Origin of the sequence: Acidovorax delafieldii (assembly GCF_007993815.1) — a bacterium.
GTDB classification, from domain to species: Bacteria; Pseudomonadota; Gammaproteobacteria; order Burkholderiales; family Burkholderiaceae_C; genus Acidovorax; species Acidovorax delafieldii.
Map to the genome: position 1 here is coordinate 244,786 of NZ_VJWE01000016.1, position 15,168 is coordinate 259,953.

At 62.8% G+C, this 15,168-nt stretch carries 12 protein-coding genes and 6 tRNA genes; 13 read left to right on the top strand and 5 right to left on the bottom strand.

What is annotated here, in order from left to right:
* Positions 1 to 21 precede the first annotated feature (21 nt).
* Positions 22 to 1,095, top strand: a complete 1,074-nt coding sequence (murB, locus tag ATF69_RS18825; RefSeq protein ID WP_056063742.1) for a UDP-N-acetylmuramate dehydrogenase — start codon at positions 22 to 24, stop codon at positions 1,093 to 1,095.
* A gap of 220 nt (positions 1,096 to 1,315) precedes the next feature.
* On the opposite strand, the gene argG is transcribed toward murB, so the two are convergent.
* The 4 genes from argG to ATF69_RS18845 all read right to left on the bottom strand — a co-directional run bounded on the left by argG (position 1,316) and on the right by ATF69_RS18845 (position 4,401).
* Positions 1,316 to 2,653: an argininosuccinate synthase gene (argG, locus tag ATF69_RS18830; RefSeq protein WP_056063739.1), complete on the bottom strand. Its 1,338-nt coding sequence runs from the start codon at positions 2,651 to 2,653 to the stop codon at positions 1,316 to 1,318.
* Positions 2,654 to 2,738: 85 nt separating this feature from the next.
* On the bottom strand, positions 2,739 to 3,056 hold the full coding sequence (gene ppnP / locus ATF69_RS18835; protein WP_015014470.1) for a pyrimidine/purine nucleoside phosphorylase: 318 nt from the start codon (positions 3,054 to 3,056) through the stop codon (positions 2,739 to 2,741).
* 163 nt (positions 3,057 to 3,219) lie between these two features.
* The gene (locus tag ATF69_RS18840; protein WP_056063736.1) at positions 3,220 to 3,882 is read right to left on the bottom strand and encodes a glycine zipper 2TM domain-containing protein; all 663 of its coding nucleotides are present in this window, start codon (positions 3,880 to 3,882) and stop codon (positions 3,220 to 3,222) included.
* A gap of 135 nt (positions 3,883 to 4,017) precedes the next feature.
* A complete protein-coding gene (locus tag ATF69_RS18845; protein ID WP_116750075.1) occupies positions 4,018 to 4,401 on the bottom strand; it encodes an arsenate reductase in 384 nt (127 codons plus the stop codon).
* A gap of 61 nt (positions 4,402 to 4,462) precedes the next feature.
* Between ATF69_RS18845 and folC the strand changes: the two genes are divergently transcribed.
* The 12 genes from folC to ATF69_RS18905 all read left to right on the top strand — a co-directional run bounded on the left by folC (position 4,463) and on the right by ATF69_RS18905 (position 14,172).
* Positions 4,463 to 5,788 (top strand): bifunctional tetrahydrofolate synthase/dihydrofolate synthase, encoded by a 1,326-nt coding sequence (gene folC / locus ATF69_RS18850; protein ID WP_146871924.1) that lies wholly within the window; start codon positions 4,463 to 4,465, stop codon positions 5,786 to 5,788.
* A gap of 22 nt (positions 5,789 to 5,810) precedes the next feature.
* Positions 5,811 to 6,653: an SPOR domain-containing protein gene (locus ATF69_RS18855; protein ID WP_146871925.1), complete on the top strand. Its 843-nt coding sequence runs from the start codon at positions 5,811 to 5,813 to the stop codon at positions 6,651 to 6,653.
* A 25-nt stretch (positions 6,654 to 6,678) separates the two neighbouring features.
* A complete protein-coding gene (locus ATF69_RS18860; protein WP_121942709.1) occupies positions 6,679 to 7,167 on the top strand; it encodes a CvpA family protein in 489 nt (162 codons plus the stop codon).
* A gap of 78 nt (positions 7,168 to 7,245) precedes the next feature.
* On the top strand, positions 7,246 to 8,751 hold the full coding sequence (purF, locus tag ATF69_RS18865) for an amidophosphoribosyltransferase (RefSeq protein ID WP_146871926.1): 1,506 nt from the start codon (positions 7,246 to 7,248) through the stop codon (positions 8,749 to 8,751).
* A 144-nt stretch (positions 8,752 to 8,895) separates the two neighbouring features.
* A complete protein-coding gene (gene gltX / locus ATF69_RS18870; protein ID WP_146871927.1) occupies positions 8,896 to 10,317 on the top strand; it encodes a glutamate--tRNA ligase in 1,422 nt (473 codons plus the stop codon).
* Between the two features lie 65 nt (positions 10,318 to 10,382).
* Positions 10,383 to 10,458, top strand: a tRNA-Ala gene (locus ATF69_RS18875).
* Positions 10,459 to 10,490: 32 nt separating this feature from the next.
* A tRNA-Glu gene (locus tag ATF69_RS18880) sits at positions 10,491 to 10,566 on the top strand.
* A gap of 53 nt (positions 10,567 to 10,619) precedes the next feature.
* Positions 10,620 to 10,696, top strand: a tRNA-Asp gene (locus ATF69_RS18885).
* Positions 10,697 to 10,760: 64 nt separating this feature from the next.
* Positions 10,761 to 10,836: transfer RNA gene (locus tag ATF69_RS18890), tRNA-Ala, on the top strand.
* A 37-nt stretch (positions 10,837 to 10,873) separates the two neighbouring features.
* Positions 10,874 to 10,949, top strand: a tRNA-Glu gene (locus ATF69_RS18895).
* Between the two features lie 53 nt (positions 10,950 to 11,002).
* Positions 11,003 to 11,079 (top strand) — tRNA-Asp (locus ATF69_RS18900).
* Between the two features lie 210 nt (positions 11,080 to 11,289).
* The gene (locus ATF69_RS18905; RefSeq protein ID WP_146871928.1) at positions 11,290 to 14,172 is read left to right on the top strand and encodes a bifunctional diguanylate cyclase/phosphodiesterase; all 2,883 of its coding nucleotides are present in this window, start codon (positions 11,290 to 11,292) and stop codon (positions 14,170 to 14,172) included.
* Between the two features lie 229 nt (positions 14,173 to 14,401).
* Here the strand turns inward: ATF69_RS18905 and ATF69_RS18910 are convergent, their stop codons facing one another.
* Entirely contained in the window at positions 14,402 to 15,160 is a 759-nt protein-coding gene (locus tag ATF69_RS18910; RefSeq protein WP_146871929.1) for a 3-hydroxyacyl-CoA dehydrogenase, read from the bottom strand.
* Positions 15,161 to 15,168: the final 8 nt, after the last annotated feature.

A 15,168-nucleotide genomic window follows, 5' to 3' on the forward strand; every position in this document is an offset into this window, starting at 1 on the left:
CCGGGTGCGACAATCGGGCCAATGGTAGTCGAGAAAAACGCCCCTTTACAGCCCTGCAACACCTTCGGCATTGCCGCACGCGCCCAAACCCTGGTGCGAGTGCATTCGGTGGACGACCTGCGGGCTGTGCTGGCAGACCCCCAGCTCGCGCCGGTACCGAAATTTGTGCTGGGCGGCGGCAGCAACATCATCCTGACCGGTGACGTGAAGTCCGTCGTGCTCAAGATGGAAATCAAAGGCCTGCGCCTGGTGGATGAAACGCCCAAGGCCTGGATCGTGGAGGCGGGTGCTGGCGAGGTCTGGCACGACGCCGTGGCCTGGACGCTGGCGCACGGCTATCCCGGATTGGAGAACCTGGCCCTGATCCCGGGTACGGTGGGGGCATCGCCCGTCCAGAACATTGGCGCGTATGGCGTGGAACTGCAGGACCGTTTTGAGTCGCTCGACGCCATCGACCTGGCTACGGGCCAGTCGTTCAGCCTGGATGCTGCGCAATGCGGTTTTGGCTACCGTGATTCCGTTTTCAAGCATGCACCTTCCGAAGCGCAGGATGGCAGCGGGCTGCCGCGCGGCATGGGTCTGGCAGGCCGGGCGGTGATCACCCATGTGCGCTTTCGACTGCCCAAGCCCTGGAAGCCGGTACTGGGCTACCTGGACCTGGAGCGCCGCCGCGCCGAGGCGGGGGTGGAACACCCCAGTGCCCAGCAAATTTTTGACTGGGTCTGCGACATCCGCCGCGCGAAACTACCCGACCCTGCCGTGGTGGGCAACGCGGGCAGCTTCTTCAAGAACCCCACCGTGTCGCCCGACCAGTGCGCCGACATCATCGCCCGCGAGCCCAAGATCGTGCACTACCCCATGCCCGACGGCAGCATCAAGCTGGCGGCGGGCTGGCTGATCGATGCCTGCGGCTGGAAAGGCAAATCCATCGGCAAGGCCGGGGTGTACGAGAAACAGGCCCTCGTGCTGGTCAACCGGGGGCAGGGCGCTGACAGCGTGACAGGGGGCGAGGTCATGACCCTGGCCAAGGCCATCCAGACGAGTGTGTACGAGCGCTTTGGCATCCGGCTGGAGCCCGAGCCGGTGGTCGTGTAGCGCGAAGTCAGAGGCGACCCCTGCGCCTCGAAAGGGCTGGTGTCGCGCCTGGTACGAGACCCCAATGAAAAAGCCACCCCAAGGGTGGCTTTTGCTCATCTATTGATAGCTGGAGAGGAAAATTGCACTAGCGCTACCAGCCATTTTTGCTCCAAATGAGCCGCCAAGCTGCTCCCAGTGGCCACCCGGAAGGCTTGGGGCCCATGGGGCGAGTACCGCCTTACTTGCGGTCGTTGTCCAGCTGGGCCAGGGCTGCATTGCCTCCCAGCGACAGCAGGCCCGCCCGCGAGTACACGCCCAGCTTGCCGCGCGTGTCCGAGATGTCCAGGTTGCGCATGGTCAGCTGGCCAATGCGGTCCAGCGGGCTGAACGGCGCGTCTTCGACCTTTTCCATCGACAGGCGCTCGGGTGCGTAGGTCAGGTTGGGCGACTCGGTGTTCAGCAGCGAGTAGTCGTTGCCACGGCGCAGTTCCAGTGTCACGGTGCCGGTCACGGCGCGGGCCACCCAGCGCTGGGCGGTTTCGCGCAGCATGATGGCCTGTGGGTCGAACCAGCGGCCCTGGTACAGCAGGCGGCCCAGCTTCAGGCCGTTCATGCGGTACTGCTCGATGGTGTCCTCATTGTGGATGCCGGTCACCAGGCGCTCGTAGGCGATGTGCAGCAGCGCAAGACCAGGAGCTTCGTAGATGCCGCGGCTCTTGGCTTCGATGATGCGGTTTTCGATCTGGTCGCTCATGCCCAGGCCATGGCGGCCGCCGATGCGGTTGGCTTCAAGGATCAGCTCGACGGGGTCGTTGAACTCCTTGCCGTTCAGCGCCACGGGTTGGCCTTCGTTGAAGGTCACGGACACTTCCTCGGCCTTCACTTCGACCTCGGGCTTCCAGAACGCCACGCCCATGATGGGGTTGACGATGCGGATGCCGCTGGACAGGAACTCCAGGTCCTTGGCCTCGTGGGTGGCGCCCAGCATGTTGCTGTCGGTGCTGTAGGCCTTCTCGGCGCTCATCTTGTAGCCAAAGCCGGCCTGCGTCATGAACGCCGACATTTCGGCGCGGCCGCCCAGCTCGTCGATGAACAGCTGGTCCAGCCAGGGCTTGTAGATCTTGAGCGAGGGGTTGGTCAGCAGGCCGTAGCGGTAGAAGCGCTCGATGTCGTTGCCCTTGAAGGTCGATCCGTCGCCCCAGATGTTGACGTCGTCCTCCTTCATCGCGGCCACCAGCATGGTGCCGGTCACGGCGCGGCCCAGGGGGGTGGTGTTGAAGTAGGTCAGGCCGCCGGTGCTGATGTGGAAGGCGCCAGCCTGCAGGGCGGCGATGCCTTCGTGGGCCAGTTGCGTGCGGCAGTCCACCAGGCGGGCCTTCTCGGCGCCGTACTCCATGGCCTTGCGCGGGATGGCGTCGTAGTCGGGCTCGTCGGGCTGACCCAGGTTGGCGGTGTAGGCGTAGGGCACGGCGCCCTTGAGCTTCATCCAGTGCAGTGCGGCGCTGGTGTCCAGGCCGCCGGAGAAGGCGATGCCGACCTTTTGGCCGAGGGGGAGGTTCTGGAGGATGGTTGCCATGGAGTCTTCTTCAAAAATGATAGCTGCCAGCGCATTGTGTACTAGCGCTGGAGGCCAAAATCAATCAAATTTCAGCCCGAACATCTCAGCCGAAATGGCAGATGTAGTGGTAGGCCTCGGTCACGCGGATGTCGAACTTGGAGTTGCCGGGCACGCTGAACTTCTCGCCTGCGGACGATTTCACCCATGCATCGGTACCGGCCAGCTTGTATTCGCACGAGCCCGCCACGCATTCCATGATTTCAGGGGCGCCGGTGTTGAACGTGAGCGTTGCGGGCAGCACCACGCCCACCGACTTCTTCGTGCCGTCCGGGAAGGTGATGCCGTGGCTCACGCACTTGCCGTCAAAGTACACATTGGCCTGGGTGGTGACGGACACGCCGTCGATTTTTTCGGTGGTCATGGATGCGCGGGTAGGAATGGAGGAAACCCGCGATTTTAGGGCAGGGTGCTGCCGCATTGGGCTGTGCGAACCAACGAAACCCATGCCCGCCGCCGCTTGCATCAAGAAAAAGAGCCCCGAAGGGCTCTTTGTTCACGGGCTTGTGCGGCTATGCTGCCAGCCTTCAACGCCAGTAAGGGTTGCGGTGGTGCGGGTAGTAGGGGCGGCCGCTGTCGTAGCCGTATTCAATCACCGTCACCGGGGGCGTCACATAGGTGGGAGGCGCCTGGTACACCGGCTGCACGGGGTAGGTGGAGGTCACCACACCCGGTTGGCTGTAAACACCCTGGGCCGCATACGGGTCGGGTTGTGTGGAATAGGTCTGGCCAGCGGGCTGCACATTCACCGGGATCCAGCGGCCTGGGTCGTTCTGGGTGCGGGTGGTGTACTGGCGGCCTGCGTATTCATACACCACGTTGTAACCTACGGTACGGTTTTCGTAGTACGTCTCGGTGGAGCAACGCTGCACGTTCTGGTATTGCGGCTGGCCGTTGCCCTCGATCTGGTTGCCTACTACGGCGCCACCCAGCACCCCGATGGCGGTGGCTGCTGCGCGACCGCTGCCCTTGCCGATGGTATTGCCCACCGCGCCCCCGGCAATCGCGCCAATCACAGCGCCGGCGCCCGTCGTGCGGTTGCCGTTGTAGACGGTCTCGTTGCCACACACCTGCTGCGGAACGCCGACCTGCTGAATGATGGGCGTGGCAGACAGCACACGGCCTTGTTCCTGAGCGCTGGCCACGACGGCGACGGCTGCCAGGGCAGAAAAAATGACGATCTTTTTCATGGAGAAACTCCTTTCGGGTCGGTACATAACGCACCAGACTGCAGAAAAGTTTAGGCCCGCAAGGTCAATTCGGGGCCCGGACGCCGTAAATCTGCGTAAAGATTTGTGCGATTTTCCCGCGTTCCCCGTCCCAAGTCAGCCCTTGGATGCGCCATTCGGCCCGCCAGGCCACTGCTCCGGCACAAATCCGACGGTCACATGCAGGCCATGGGCGTCCTGCCACTGCACCACGGGGCGCTTGATCACACTGGGTTGTTGCTGCATCAGCGCACTGGCGCTCGCGTCGTCCTGCACCGATGCCTGTGTGGCTGAGTCCAGCTTGCGCCAGGTGGTCCCTTGACGATTGACCAGCTTCTGCCAGCCCACGGCCTTCAGCCAGCCAGGGAGCAGCTCGGTGGGAACGCCTTGCTTTTTGAAGTCATGAAACTGGACTTCCAGCCCTTGTTCTGCAAACCAGGCGCGGGATTTTTTGACGGTATCGCAGTTGGGGATGCCGTAGACGGTGATGGCGGTATTCATGCCGCGCATCATCCTCGAAATCGCGGGGGTGAATGCTGGCTCGGCGACAATCCCCGGCTGTATGCAAACCAAACCCCACACCCTGGAAGGCTGGCTGCGCCATTGCGAGCAGCTGCACCCCCGCAACATTGATATGGGCCTGGATCGGGTCGCCGAAGTCGCCCGCCGCATGGCGCTGCGGTTCGAGTGCCCGGTGATCACGGTGGCGGGCACCAACGGAAAAGGATCGACCTGCGCCATGCTCGAAGCGGTGGCGCTGCAGGCGGGTTATCGCACCGGCGTGTACACCTCACCGCATTTGGTGCACTTTGAGGAGCGCTGCCGTGTGCATGGCGAAATCGTGTCGGCGGCGGACCTGGTACCCCATTTCGAGGCGGTGGAGAGCGCTAGAACTCAGAACGGAAACGAGGTGTCTCTCACGTACTTTGAGTTCACCACCCTGGCCATCCTGCGCTTGATGAGCCATGCGTTGCTGGACGTGGCAATTCTCGAAGTCGGCCTCGGAGGGCGCCTGGATGCCACGAACGCGATCGACACCGACTGCGCCATCATCACCAGCATCGATATCGACCACACAGAATTTCTGGGCCCGGACCGCGAGAGCATTGGCCGCGAAAAGGCGGGCATCATGCGCACGGGGCGCCCAGCCATCGTGAGCGATCCCATGGCGCCGCAGAGCGTGGTGGATCACGCGCGGGAGATCGGCGCCGATTTGTGGAGTTTCGGGCGCGATTTCAATTTCTCGGGCGACAAGCAGCAGTGGAGCTGGGCTGGCCGCGGGCGGCGCTATGCCGGGCTGGCCTACCCGTCGCTGCGGGGGGCCAACCAGCTGGTGAACGCCTCGGGCGTGCTCGCCGCTTTTGAGGCATTGCGTGATCGGCTGCCGGTGACCGCCCAGGCCGTGCGCAACGGCATGGCCATGGTGGAGTTGCCGGGACGTTTTCAGATTGTGCCGGGGCAACCGACCCTGGTGCTGGATGTGGCGCACAACCCGCACTCCGTGGCGGCGCTCACGGCCAACTTGGATGCGATGGGGTTCTTCCCCGTCACCCACGCGGTGTTTGGCGCCATGGCGGACAAGGACCTGACGCCCATGCTGGCCAAGGTCGGGCCTCTGGTGGACCGTTGGTATTTCACCGATCTGCCCACTCCGCGCGCTGAGTCGGCCGCCGTGTTGCAGCAGAAGTGGAATGCCGTGCATATGGTGGCGGGCGGTCGTCGGGACGTTGCATCCAGCTTGCATGCCGACCCACTGCAGGCCCTGCAGGCGGCGGTGGCCGCCGCAGACCCCGCTGATAGAATCGTAGTCTTTGGCTCGTTCTACACGGTGGGTGGGGTGTTGATCAATGGAACACCCCGCTTGCACGCCAAACATATGGGCGCCTGAGCGCCTCACGAGTCCTTAGTCCATGGCATTTTTCAAGTTCCGGTGGCCCGGTCAGGGTGAGCAGCAACAGGCCGAAAAGCCGTCCAAGCGCCCGCGCACACCACAGGCTGAGAGCATCGAAGTGATGCGCCGCCGCGCCCGGCACCGTTTGATTGGCGCCGCAGTGCTGGTACTGGTGGGGGTCATCGGGTTTCCGTTGCTGTTTGATACCCAGCCACGGCCTATCCCTGTGGACATTCCCATCGAGATCCCAGACCGCAACAAGGTGGCTCCCCTGGTGGTGCCTGCGCCAGTGGCTGAAACTACCGCGGCCAAGCCTGCTGCGCCCTCCACCCCAGAGCCAGCCCCGACGGCTGCTGCGCAGCGGCCTGCGCCCTCGCGCACTGCCGCAGCCAATGGCTTGGCGGACGGTGAAGAACTGGTGCCTAGCGCTCGTACAGCAGCGGCCAAACCTGCGCCAGCCCCAGCGGTTGCACCCCCAAAGCCCGAGGTGAAACACGAGGCCAAGCCGCCTGCTGCTCCCGCACCTTCTCCCGTCCCCGAACCCAAGCCTGCACGTGCTGACGATTCGGCACGTGCCCGCGCCCTGTTGGAAGGCCGCAGCACCGAGGCGCCAGCCGCCGCCAGTGCCGAGGAAGCGCGCTTCATCGTGCAGGTGGGGGCGTTTGCAGATGCCGAAAAGGCCCGCGAAGCACGCACGAAGGTGGAACGGGCGGGTCTCAAGACCTATACGCAGGTGGTGGACACCAAGGACGGAAAGCGCACCCGGGTGCGTGTGGGTCCGTTCACCAACCGTGCAGAGGCAGACAAGGCGGCGGCGCGCATCAAGTCGCTGGACCTGTCGGCGTCGGTGCTCACCCTGTAAACATTCATCGGGCTGCCGCTTGTCCATGGCTGCGTTGGATTGGGTGTTTGTGGCCGTGTTGCTGGCCTCCATGCTGATAGGTGCGTGGCGCGGACTGGTGTTTGAAGTGCTGTCGGTGTTGGGCTGGGTGGCGTCTTTTTTTGTGGCGCAATGGTTTGCGGCCGATGCAGCGGCCTTGTTGCCCATGGGTGGGTCGGGCGAGTCGCTGCGGTATGCAGCCGGTTTTGTCGTGGTGTTTGTGGCTTCGGTTTTTGCCTGTGGTTTTCTGGCATGGCTGGCCAAGAAGCTGGTGGAAGCTGTAGGGCTGCGCCCGGCGGACCGCACCCTCGGCGCCGTCTTTGGTGTGTTGCGCGGCCTCGTTTTGTTGCTTGCTGTGGCCGTGGTGGCTGGCATCACCCCCGTGCACGAGGCACAGTGGTGGCAAGAGTCGCGGGGCGCGCCGGTCTTGGCCGAAGTGCTCAAGGGGTTGAAACCGGCGCTGCCGGACGAATTTGGAAGGCATCTGCCTTCGTGAGATCGAAGCGGCAGCGGCCAGAAGCTGCTGCCGTTGGATGACCGCGGGGCTGTTCCCGCAAACGGATGGAATACAACTATGTGTGGAATCGTCGGCGTCGTCAGTCCTGCGCCCGTCAATCAGCTGATTTATGACGCTTTGCTGCTTTTGCAGCATCGTGGCCAGGATGCTGCTGGCATCGTGACCCAGCAGGGCCGCAAATTCTTCGTGCACAAGGCCAAGGGCATGGTGCGCGACGTTTTTCGCACGCGCAACATGCGCGCTCTGCCGGGCAATGTGGGGCTGGGCCAGGTGCGTTACCCCACCGCCGGCAACGCCTACAGCGAAGAAGAGGCGCAACCGTTTTACGTCAATGCCCCGTTCGGCATCGTGTTGGTGCACAACGGCAATCTGACGAACGCCCGCGAACTGCGCACCGAGCTGTTCCAGACGGACCACCGCCACACCAACACGGAAAGTGATTCGGAAGTCCTGCTGAACGTGTTTGCGCACGAACTGGAACGCGCCACGCGGGGCGTGCCTCTGCAGCCCGAGGACGTTTTCACTGCCGTGCGTGCGGTGCACAAGCGCATCAAGGGTTCCTATGCTGTGATCGCGCTGATCGCAGGCCACGGTCTGCTGGCCTTCCGCGACCCGCACGGCATCCGCCCGCTGGCCATGGGCCGCAGCCAGGACGGCACCGTGATGGTGGGCAGTGAGTCGGTGGCGCTGGAGGGCACCTCCCACGTGTTCGAACGCAACATCAATCCGGGCGAAGCGATTTTCATCACGCTGGACGGACAGGTTCACGCCAGCCAGTGCGCAGAGAACCCGCAGCTCAACCCTTGCATCTTCGAGTTTGTGTACCTCGCGCGGCCCGATTCGGTGCTTGACGGTATCTCGGTCTACCAGGCCCGCCTGAACCTGGGTGAAGCCTTGGCCAAGCGTGTGGTGTCCACCGTGCCGCCCAACGAGATCGATGTGATCATCCCCATCCCCGAATCCAGCCGCCCCAGCGCTACCCAGCTGGCGCATCTGCTCGGCGTCCCGTACCGGGAAGGCTTCGTCAAGAACCGGTACGTGGGTCGCACCTTCATCATGCCCGGGCAGGGCGTGCGCAAAAAGTCGGTGCGCCAGAAGCTCAATGTGATTGGCAGCGAATTCAAAGGCCGCAACGTGTTGCTGGTGGACGACTCCATCGTGCGTGGCACGACCAGCCGCGAGATCGTGCAGATGGCGCGTGACGCGGGTGCCCGCAAGGTGTACCTCGCCAGCGCGGCGCCGCCTGTGCGCTACCCCAACGTGTATGGCATCGACATGCCCACCAGCAGCGAACTGGTGGCCCACGGTCGCACGGTCGAAGAGATTCGCCAGGCCATCGGCTGCGACGCTCTCATCTATCAGGATGTAGATGGCATGAAGAGGGCTGTGGGTGCGCTCAACAGTGCGATTGTCGGGTTCGATGCGTCGTGTTTTGACGGCGTGTACGTGACGGGTGACATCACTGCGGAAGGGATTGCCAGCCTGAATGAGGGGCGTGTAGGTGCAGAGGAGGGCGAGGAAGATACCTCGCGCCTTGCTTTACCCAATGCGCAGGAAGCATAGCCAAGGGCTTGCGCAGCCACCGCAGACCATCGCACGCGATGCTGTGCCCCCGGTTGTGCGCGTGATGCTCTAGCCGGGTCGGGCTGCGCCCGACGGATTGATCCTAGTTTGAACTGGCCCCATGGAGGGCCAGCATTGATTGTTATGACTGAAACCACTGCCACCAGCACGGGCCGCATACGCACCCGTTTTGCACCGTCTCCCACCGGCTTCATCCACCTGGGCAATATCCGCTCGGCGCTGTATCCCTGGGCGTTTGCCCGTGCCACGGGGGGGGATTTCATTTTGCGCATCGAAGACACCGACCTGGAGCGCTCCAGCCAGGCGGCGGTGGACGTCATCATCGAGGGCATGGCCTGGTTGGGTCTGAACCACGACGAAGGCCCGTTCTATCAGATGCAGCGCATGGATCGTTACAAGGCGGTCCTTGCAGAGTTGCAGGCCGCCGGTCACGTGTATCCCTGCTACATGAGCGTGGCTGAGCTGGATGCCCTGCGCGAGCGGCAGATGGCTGCCAAGGAGAAGCCTCGCTACGACGGCACATGGCGTCCTGAAGCTGGCAAGACCTTGCCAGCCATTCCTGAGGGCGTGCAGCCGGTGCTGCGCTTCAAGAACCCACAGGGCGGCGTTGTGGCCTGGGACGACAAGGTCAAGGGCCGCATTGAGATCAGCAATGATGAGCTGGATGACCTAGTCATCGCACGGCCCGATGGCACGCCCACCTACAACTTCTGCGTGGTGGTCGACGATATCGACATGGCGATCACGCACGTGATCCGAGGCGATGACCATGTGAACAACACGCCGCGCCAGATCAACATCTTCCGCGCCCTGGGTAAGGAACCCCCGGTGTATGCCCACTTGCCCACTGTGCTCAACGAGCAGGGCGAGAAGATGAGCAAGCGCAACGGCGCCAAGCCCGTGACGCAATACCGCGATGAAGGTTATCTGCCCGATGCCATGGTGAACTATCTGGCGCGTCTGGGCTGGAGTCACGGCGACGATGAGATCTTCAGTCGCGAGCAGTTTCTGCAGTGGTTCAACCTCGACCATCTGGGCCGCAGCGCGGCGCAGTTCGATGAAGCCAAGCTGCGCTGGGTGAATGCTCAGCACCTGAAAGCCATGGCTGACGACGCTTTGGCCGCGCTGGTTGCTCCGCAATTGCAGGCGCGTGGTGTTTCTGCTGAGGCGCTGGCCGACGGGCGTCTGCCCCGGATCTGTGCGCTGTTCAAAGACCGGTGCGACACCACCGTCGTGCTTGCCAACTGGGCGCAGGTGTTCTATGGCGACGTGACTCCGGAGGATGCAGAGCGCGCTCAGCATGTCACCGACGCCATTGCTCCCGCTCTGGACGCACTGGCTGATGCACTGTCCGCCTGCGAGTGGGACAAGGCGTCCATCAGTGCTGCGTTCAAGCAGGTGCTGACGGCTCAGGGTCTGAAGATGCCCCAGCTGGCGATGCCTGCGCGTGTTCTGACGGTCGGAACCGCCCACACGCCATCGGTCGATGCTGTGCTGGAACTGGTCGGACGTGAAAAAGTTATAGCGCGTTTGCGAAACCGCTAAAAATCTGTCTATAATTCAAGGCTCAGGTGATGACAACAAATACAAAGTGTTTGAAGTCATTCAGTGGGGGTATAGCTCAGCTGGGAGAGCGCTTGCATGGCATGCAAGAGGTCATCGGTTCGATCCCGTTTACCTCCACCACGTCGCTTGATAATGGTTAGTTCCAAGGTTTTGACCCTATCGTCTAGAGGCCTAGGACATCACCCTTTCACGGTGAGTACCGGGGTTCGAATCCCCGTAGGGTCGCCAAGTTTGTAGCACTTGGCTTGTGTTGATAAATACAAGCGAAAAGCTGCCTGCCAGGAGTGGTAGTTCAGTTGGTTAGAATACCGGCCTGTCACGCCGGGGGTCGCGGGTTCGAGTCCCGTCCACTCCGCCAGTCATAAGCCTTTGCAGTTCTTTTGGGTGCACTGGTTTTTCTTTGGCATAAGCCAAAGAAGTTTGGGGGTATAGCTCAGCTGGGAGAGCGCTTGCATGGCATGCAAGAGGTCATCGGTTCGATCCCGTTTACCTCCACCAAATTTGTTAGTGGTAGTTCGGTTAGTTCCAAGGTTTTGACCCCATCGTCTAGAGGCCTAGGACATCACCCTTTCACGGTGAGTACCGGGGTTCGAATCCCCGTGGGGTCGCCAAGTTTGTAGCACTTGGCTTGTGTTGATAAATACAAGCGAAAAGCTGCCTGCCAGGAGTGGTAGTTCAGTTGGTTAGAATACCGGCCTGTCACGCCGGGGGTCGCGGGTTCGAGTCCCGTCCACTCCGCCAGATATCAACCGCTGCAGTCGCAAGGCTGCAGCGGTTTTTTTATGCCTTGTTCTGATGCGCCCTGCGCTGGCAGGCTGTGCAAGCAGCGTGAGGCGGGGACCGCTACTGGGATTCGACCTGTTACAAGTGGTGGGGCCTGTGCAAGAATCGTCGGTACCCGGCCACGCCGCCATACCGCTCAGGCGGGCCTCACAGATCCATCCAGCGCCCATGAACCTTATTCGGCTGCAGATCCACCCACAGCAACTGGCCAGCTTCAAAGCCGTGGCGCCGGTGCTCTCCCTGTTAACCGGTGGGGTGATCGCAGCGTGGGTCTATTTTTCTGTGGTCAGCCCACAGCGGGTGGGGCATTACCTCACGTTGCACCAAGTGCTGGAGACGCTGTCCATTGCAGTGTCTGCCCTGGTGTTTGCGGTGGGATGGAAGGCGCACAGTCTCAATCCGCAGCGCAACGTGCTCATCCTGGCCTGCGGCTTCCTGGGCGTGGCGATCCTGGATTTTTCGCACATGCTGTCATTTGCCGGCATGCCCGACTACATCACGCCCAACTCGGTAGCCAAAGGCATCAATTTCTGGTTGCCCGCCAGATACTTGGGGGCGCTGACGCTCCTGGCTGCGGTGACGCTGCACTGGCGCGTGCCTGGCGATGCGGCCGCACCCGGCCCTGGCAGATTTGTGGTGCTGATGCTGGTATTGGCTGCAGTGGCCGCCATTCATGCTGTTGTGTTCTGGTTTCCTCAGTGGTACCCGCAGACCTATGACGCCCAGGGGCTCACGCGGTTCAAGATCGCCTCCGAGTACGGCGTGGTGGCCTTGTATGCAGCATCGCTGGGCGTGCTGCTGCACTGGGCGCAGGAGCGTGCCGCCTTTGATGTGGCCAGACTCTTCGCGGCGGTGTGGGTGATGGCCCTGAGCGAGTTCTTTTTCACGTTCTACATCATCGCTACCGATCCATTCAATCTGCTGGGCCACATATACAAGGTGGTGGGGTACTACTACCTCTACCGGGCCATCTTTGTGGGCACCATCGAGGCGCCGTATCGGGTGCTCAAGCAGTCCGACAAAGCCATGCGCGCTGTGCTGGATGCAGTGCCCGACCTGATGTTCGAAGTGACCCGCGATGGCCACTACGTGCAGATCCATACGCGCCAACCCGAGCTGTTGCTGATGCCAGCCAGCGAGGTAGTGGGCCGCTCTATCCACGACATCTTGCCCCCAGCGGCCGCAGCGGTAGCCCAAGCTGCGATCAATACGGCGGCTGAACAGGGCCTGGCCCGTGACTTCCAGTACGCGCTGGACTTGCCCGATGGCAAGCACTGGTTTGAGCTGTCCGTGGCGCGCAAGGTGATGGACGATGAAGCGGACGATCACTTTGTGGTGCTGTCGCGTGACATCACGCAGCGCGTTCAGACGCTCGATACTTTGCGCAAGCTTCGCCATGCCGTGGAGCAGGCGCCCAATTCCATCTTCATTGCGGGCGCTGATGGCAACATCGAATACGTGAACCCTGCGTTCACCGCCACGACGGGCTACAGCCCCGAGGAGGCGATAGGCCGCAACCCGCGCCTGCTCAGCGCAGGGGCCACGCCAGCCAGCGTGTATGCTGACCTGTGGGCGCATTTGACGTCAGGCCGTCCGTGGCGCGGCGAGTTCGTGAACCGGCGCAAGGGCGGAGGCGAATACAACGAGTCCGCCATCATCTCGCCACTGCACGACGAGCAGGGCCGCATCACCCACTACCTGGCCGTGCAAGAGGACGTGACGGAACGTCGGCGTGACGAGGAGCGCATCCGCAAGCTGATCAACTTTGATGCGCTGACAGGCTTGCCCAACCGCACGATGTTCGCCTCCCGTTTCAGCCAGGCCCTTGCATTGACCCAACGCAGCGGCCATCAGCTTGCCTTGTTGTATCTGGACCTGGACCACTTCAAGAACGTGAACGACTCGCTGGGTCACCAGGTGGGCGATGGGTTGCTGATCGAGATTGCGCACCGCTTGCAGTCGATGGTGCGCGACGAGGACACGGTGTCCCGACAGGGCGGGGACGAGTTTGTCATCGTGCTGCCGCTCACCGATGCCCAGCAGGCAGCCCACGTGGCCGACGAGCTACAGGCACAGGTGCGCCGCATCTGCAAGCTGGAGCACCACGAGCTGGTGGTCACGTCATCGATCGGTATTGCGATGTACCCCGAAGATGGTGGCGACTTTGAAACCCTGGCGCAGCGCGCCGACGCAGCCATGTTCCGCGCCAAAGAGTCGGGGCGCGACACCTACCGCTTCTTCTCGGCAGACATGCAGGCACGCTCGCTCAGGGTGTTGCACATCGAGAATGCTCTGCGCAGCGCCCTGGTGCAGGGCCAGCTGACGCTGCACTACCAGCCGCAAATCCGGCTGAAGGACCGTCAACTGGTGGGGGTGGAGGCCCTGCTGCGCTGGACCCACCCCGAGCTGGGCGCCGTCAGCCCGGCCGAGTTCATACCGGTCGCCGAGAGCAGCGGCCAGATTCTGGGCATCGGTGAATGGGTGCTGCGCACTGCGCTGGCCCAGGCCCGGCAATGGCGAGATGCTGGCCACACCGAGCTGGTGGTGGCGGTGAACCTGTCGATGGTGCAGTTTCGCCATCCGGGTCTGGTGGACATGGTGGGCCGGGCGCTGGCCGACAGCGGGGTGCCGTCGCAAATGCTGGAGCTGGAGCTGACCGAGAGCATCGCAATGGATGCGCCAGAGCAGGTGATTGCCATCGTGCGGCAGCTTTGTGACCTGGGTGTGCAGCTGTCCATTGACGACTTTGGGACCGGGTACTCGTCGTTCAGCTATATCCAGCGCCTGAAGGTACACAAGCTCAAGATCGACCAGTCGTTTGTGCGTCATTTGGGCGACGACCCCAGCGCGCCCCACATCGTGCGGGCCATCATTGGTCTGGCGCAAAGCCTGGGCCTGGAAACCATTGCCGAGGGCGTGGAGACGGCTGCGCAGCGTGACGTGCTTTGGGGACTGGGCTGCGACACCGGGCAGGGCTACCACTTCAGCCGTCCCGTGCCAGCTGCCGACTTGGAGGGGCTTCTCACCCAAGGCCACGCAGTCTTGGGTTGAGGAGGCGGGAGACCGAGGTAAGCCACCGCCACAACGAAACCGCCGCGTTGTGAGCGCGGCGGTCGGGTGGGCATCAGCAAAGTGTTTGGCTCTCAGGAGTCCTGCGGCCTTTCCGGGCCCCTTGTGGACGACTTTTTGTGCCAAACAGGCACCATGCGCTAGAGGAATATGCCTGAGGTGCTATTGAAAGAGTAGCATTCAGACATGCCTCTTTAACTTAATCCCCAGCTCAGCGTGGTGCCAGGCGAATGGCACCGTCCAGACGGATCACCTCGCCATTGAGCATGTCGTTTTCGAGGATGTGGCGCACCAGCTTGGCGTAGTCCTGGGGGGTGCCTAGGCGGCTGGGGAAGGGCACGCCCGCGGCCAGCGCGTCCTGCACTTCCTGCGGCATGCCAAACAGCATGGGGGTGCCGAAGATGCCGGGGGCAATGGTCATGTTGCGGATGCCGTTGCGCGCCAGGTCACGGGCAATCGGCAGGGTCATGCCGACCACGCCGCCCTTGGAGGCTGCGTAGGCGGCCTGGCCGATCTGGCCGTCATACGCGGCCACGCTGGCCGTGGAGATCAGCACGCCACGTTCGCCGGTGGATTCCGGCTCGTTCTTGCTCATGGCCTCGGCGGCCAGGCGGATCATGTTGAAGCTGCCGATCAGGTTGACCGTGATGGTCTTGCTGAACAAGGCCAGCGCATGCGCACCGTTCTTGCCCACCGTCTTCTCGGCGGGGGCGATGCCGGCGCAGTTCACCAGGCCCACCAGTTTGCCCGGCGACACGGCCTTGGCCACCACGGCCTGGCCGTCTGCCTCGTTGCTCACATCGCATTTCACGAACGCGCCGCCGATTTCCTTGGCCACGGCTTCGCCTTTTTCTGCCTGCATGTCGGCAATGACCACGGTGCCGCCCTGGGCGGCCAGCATGCGTGCCGTGCCTTCGCCCAGGCCCGAAGCGCCGCCGGTGACGATGAATACCTTGCCTTGGATGTCCATGGTTGTCT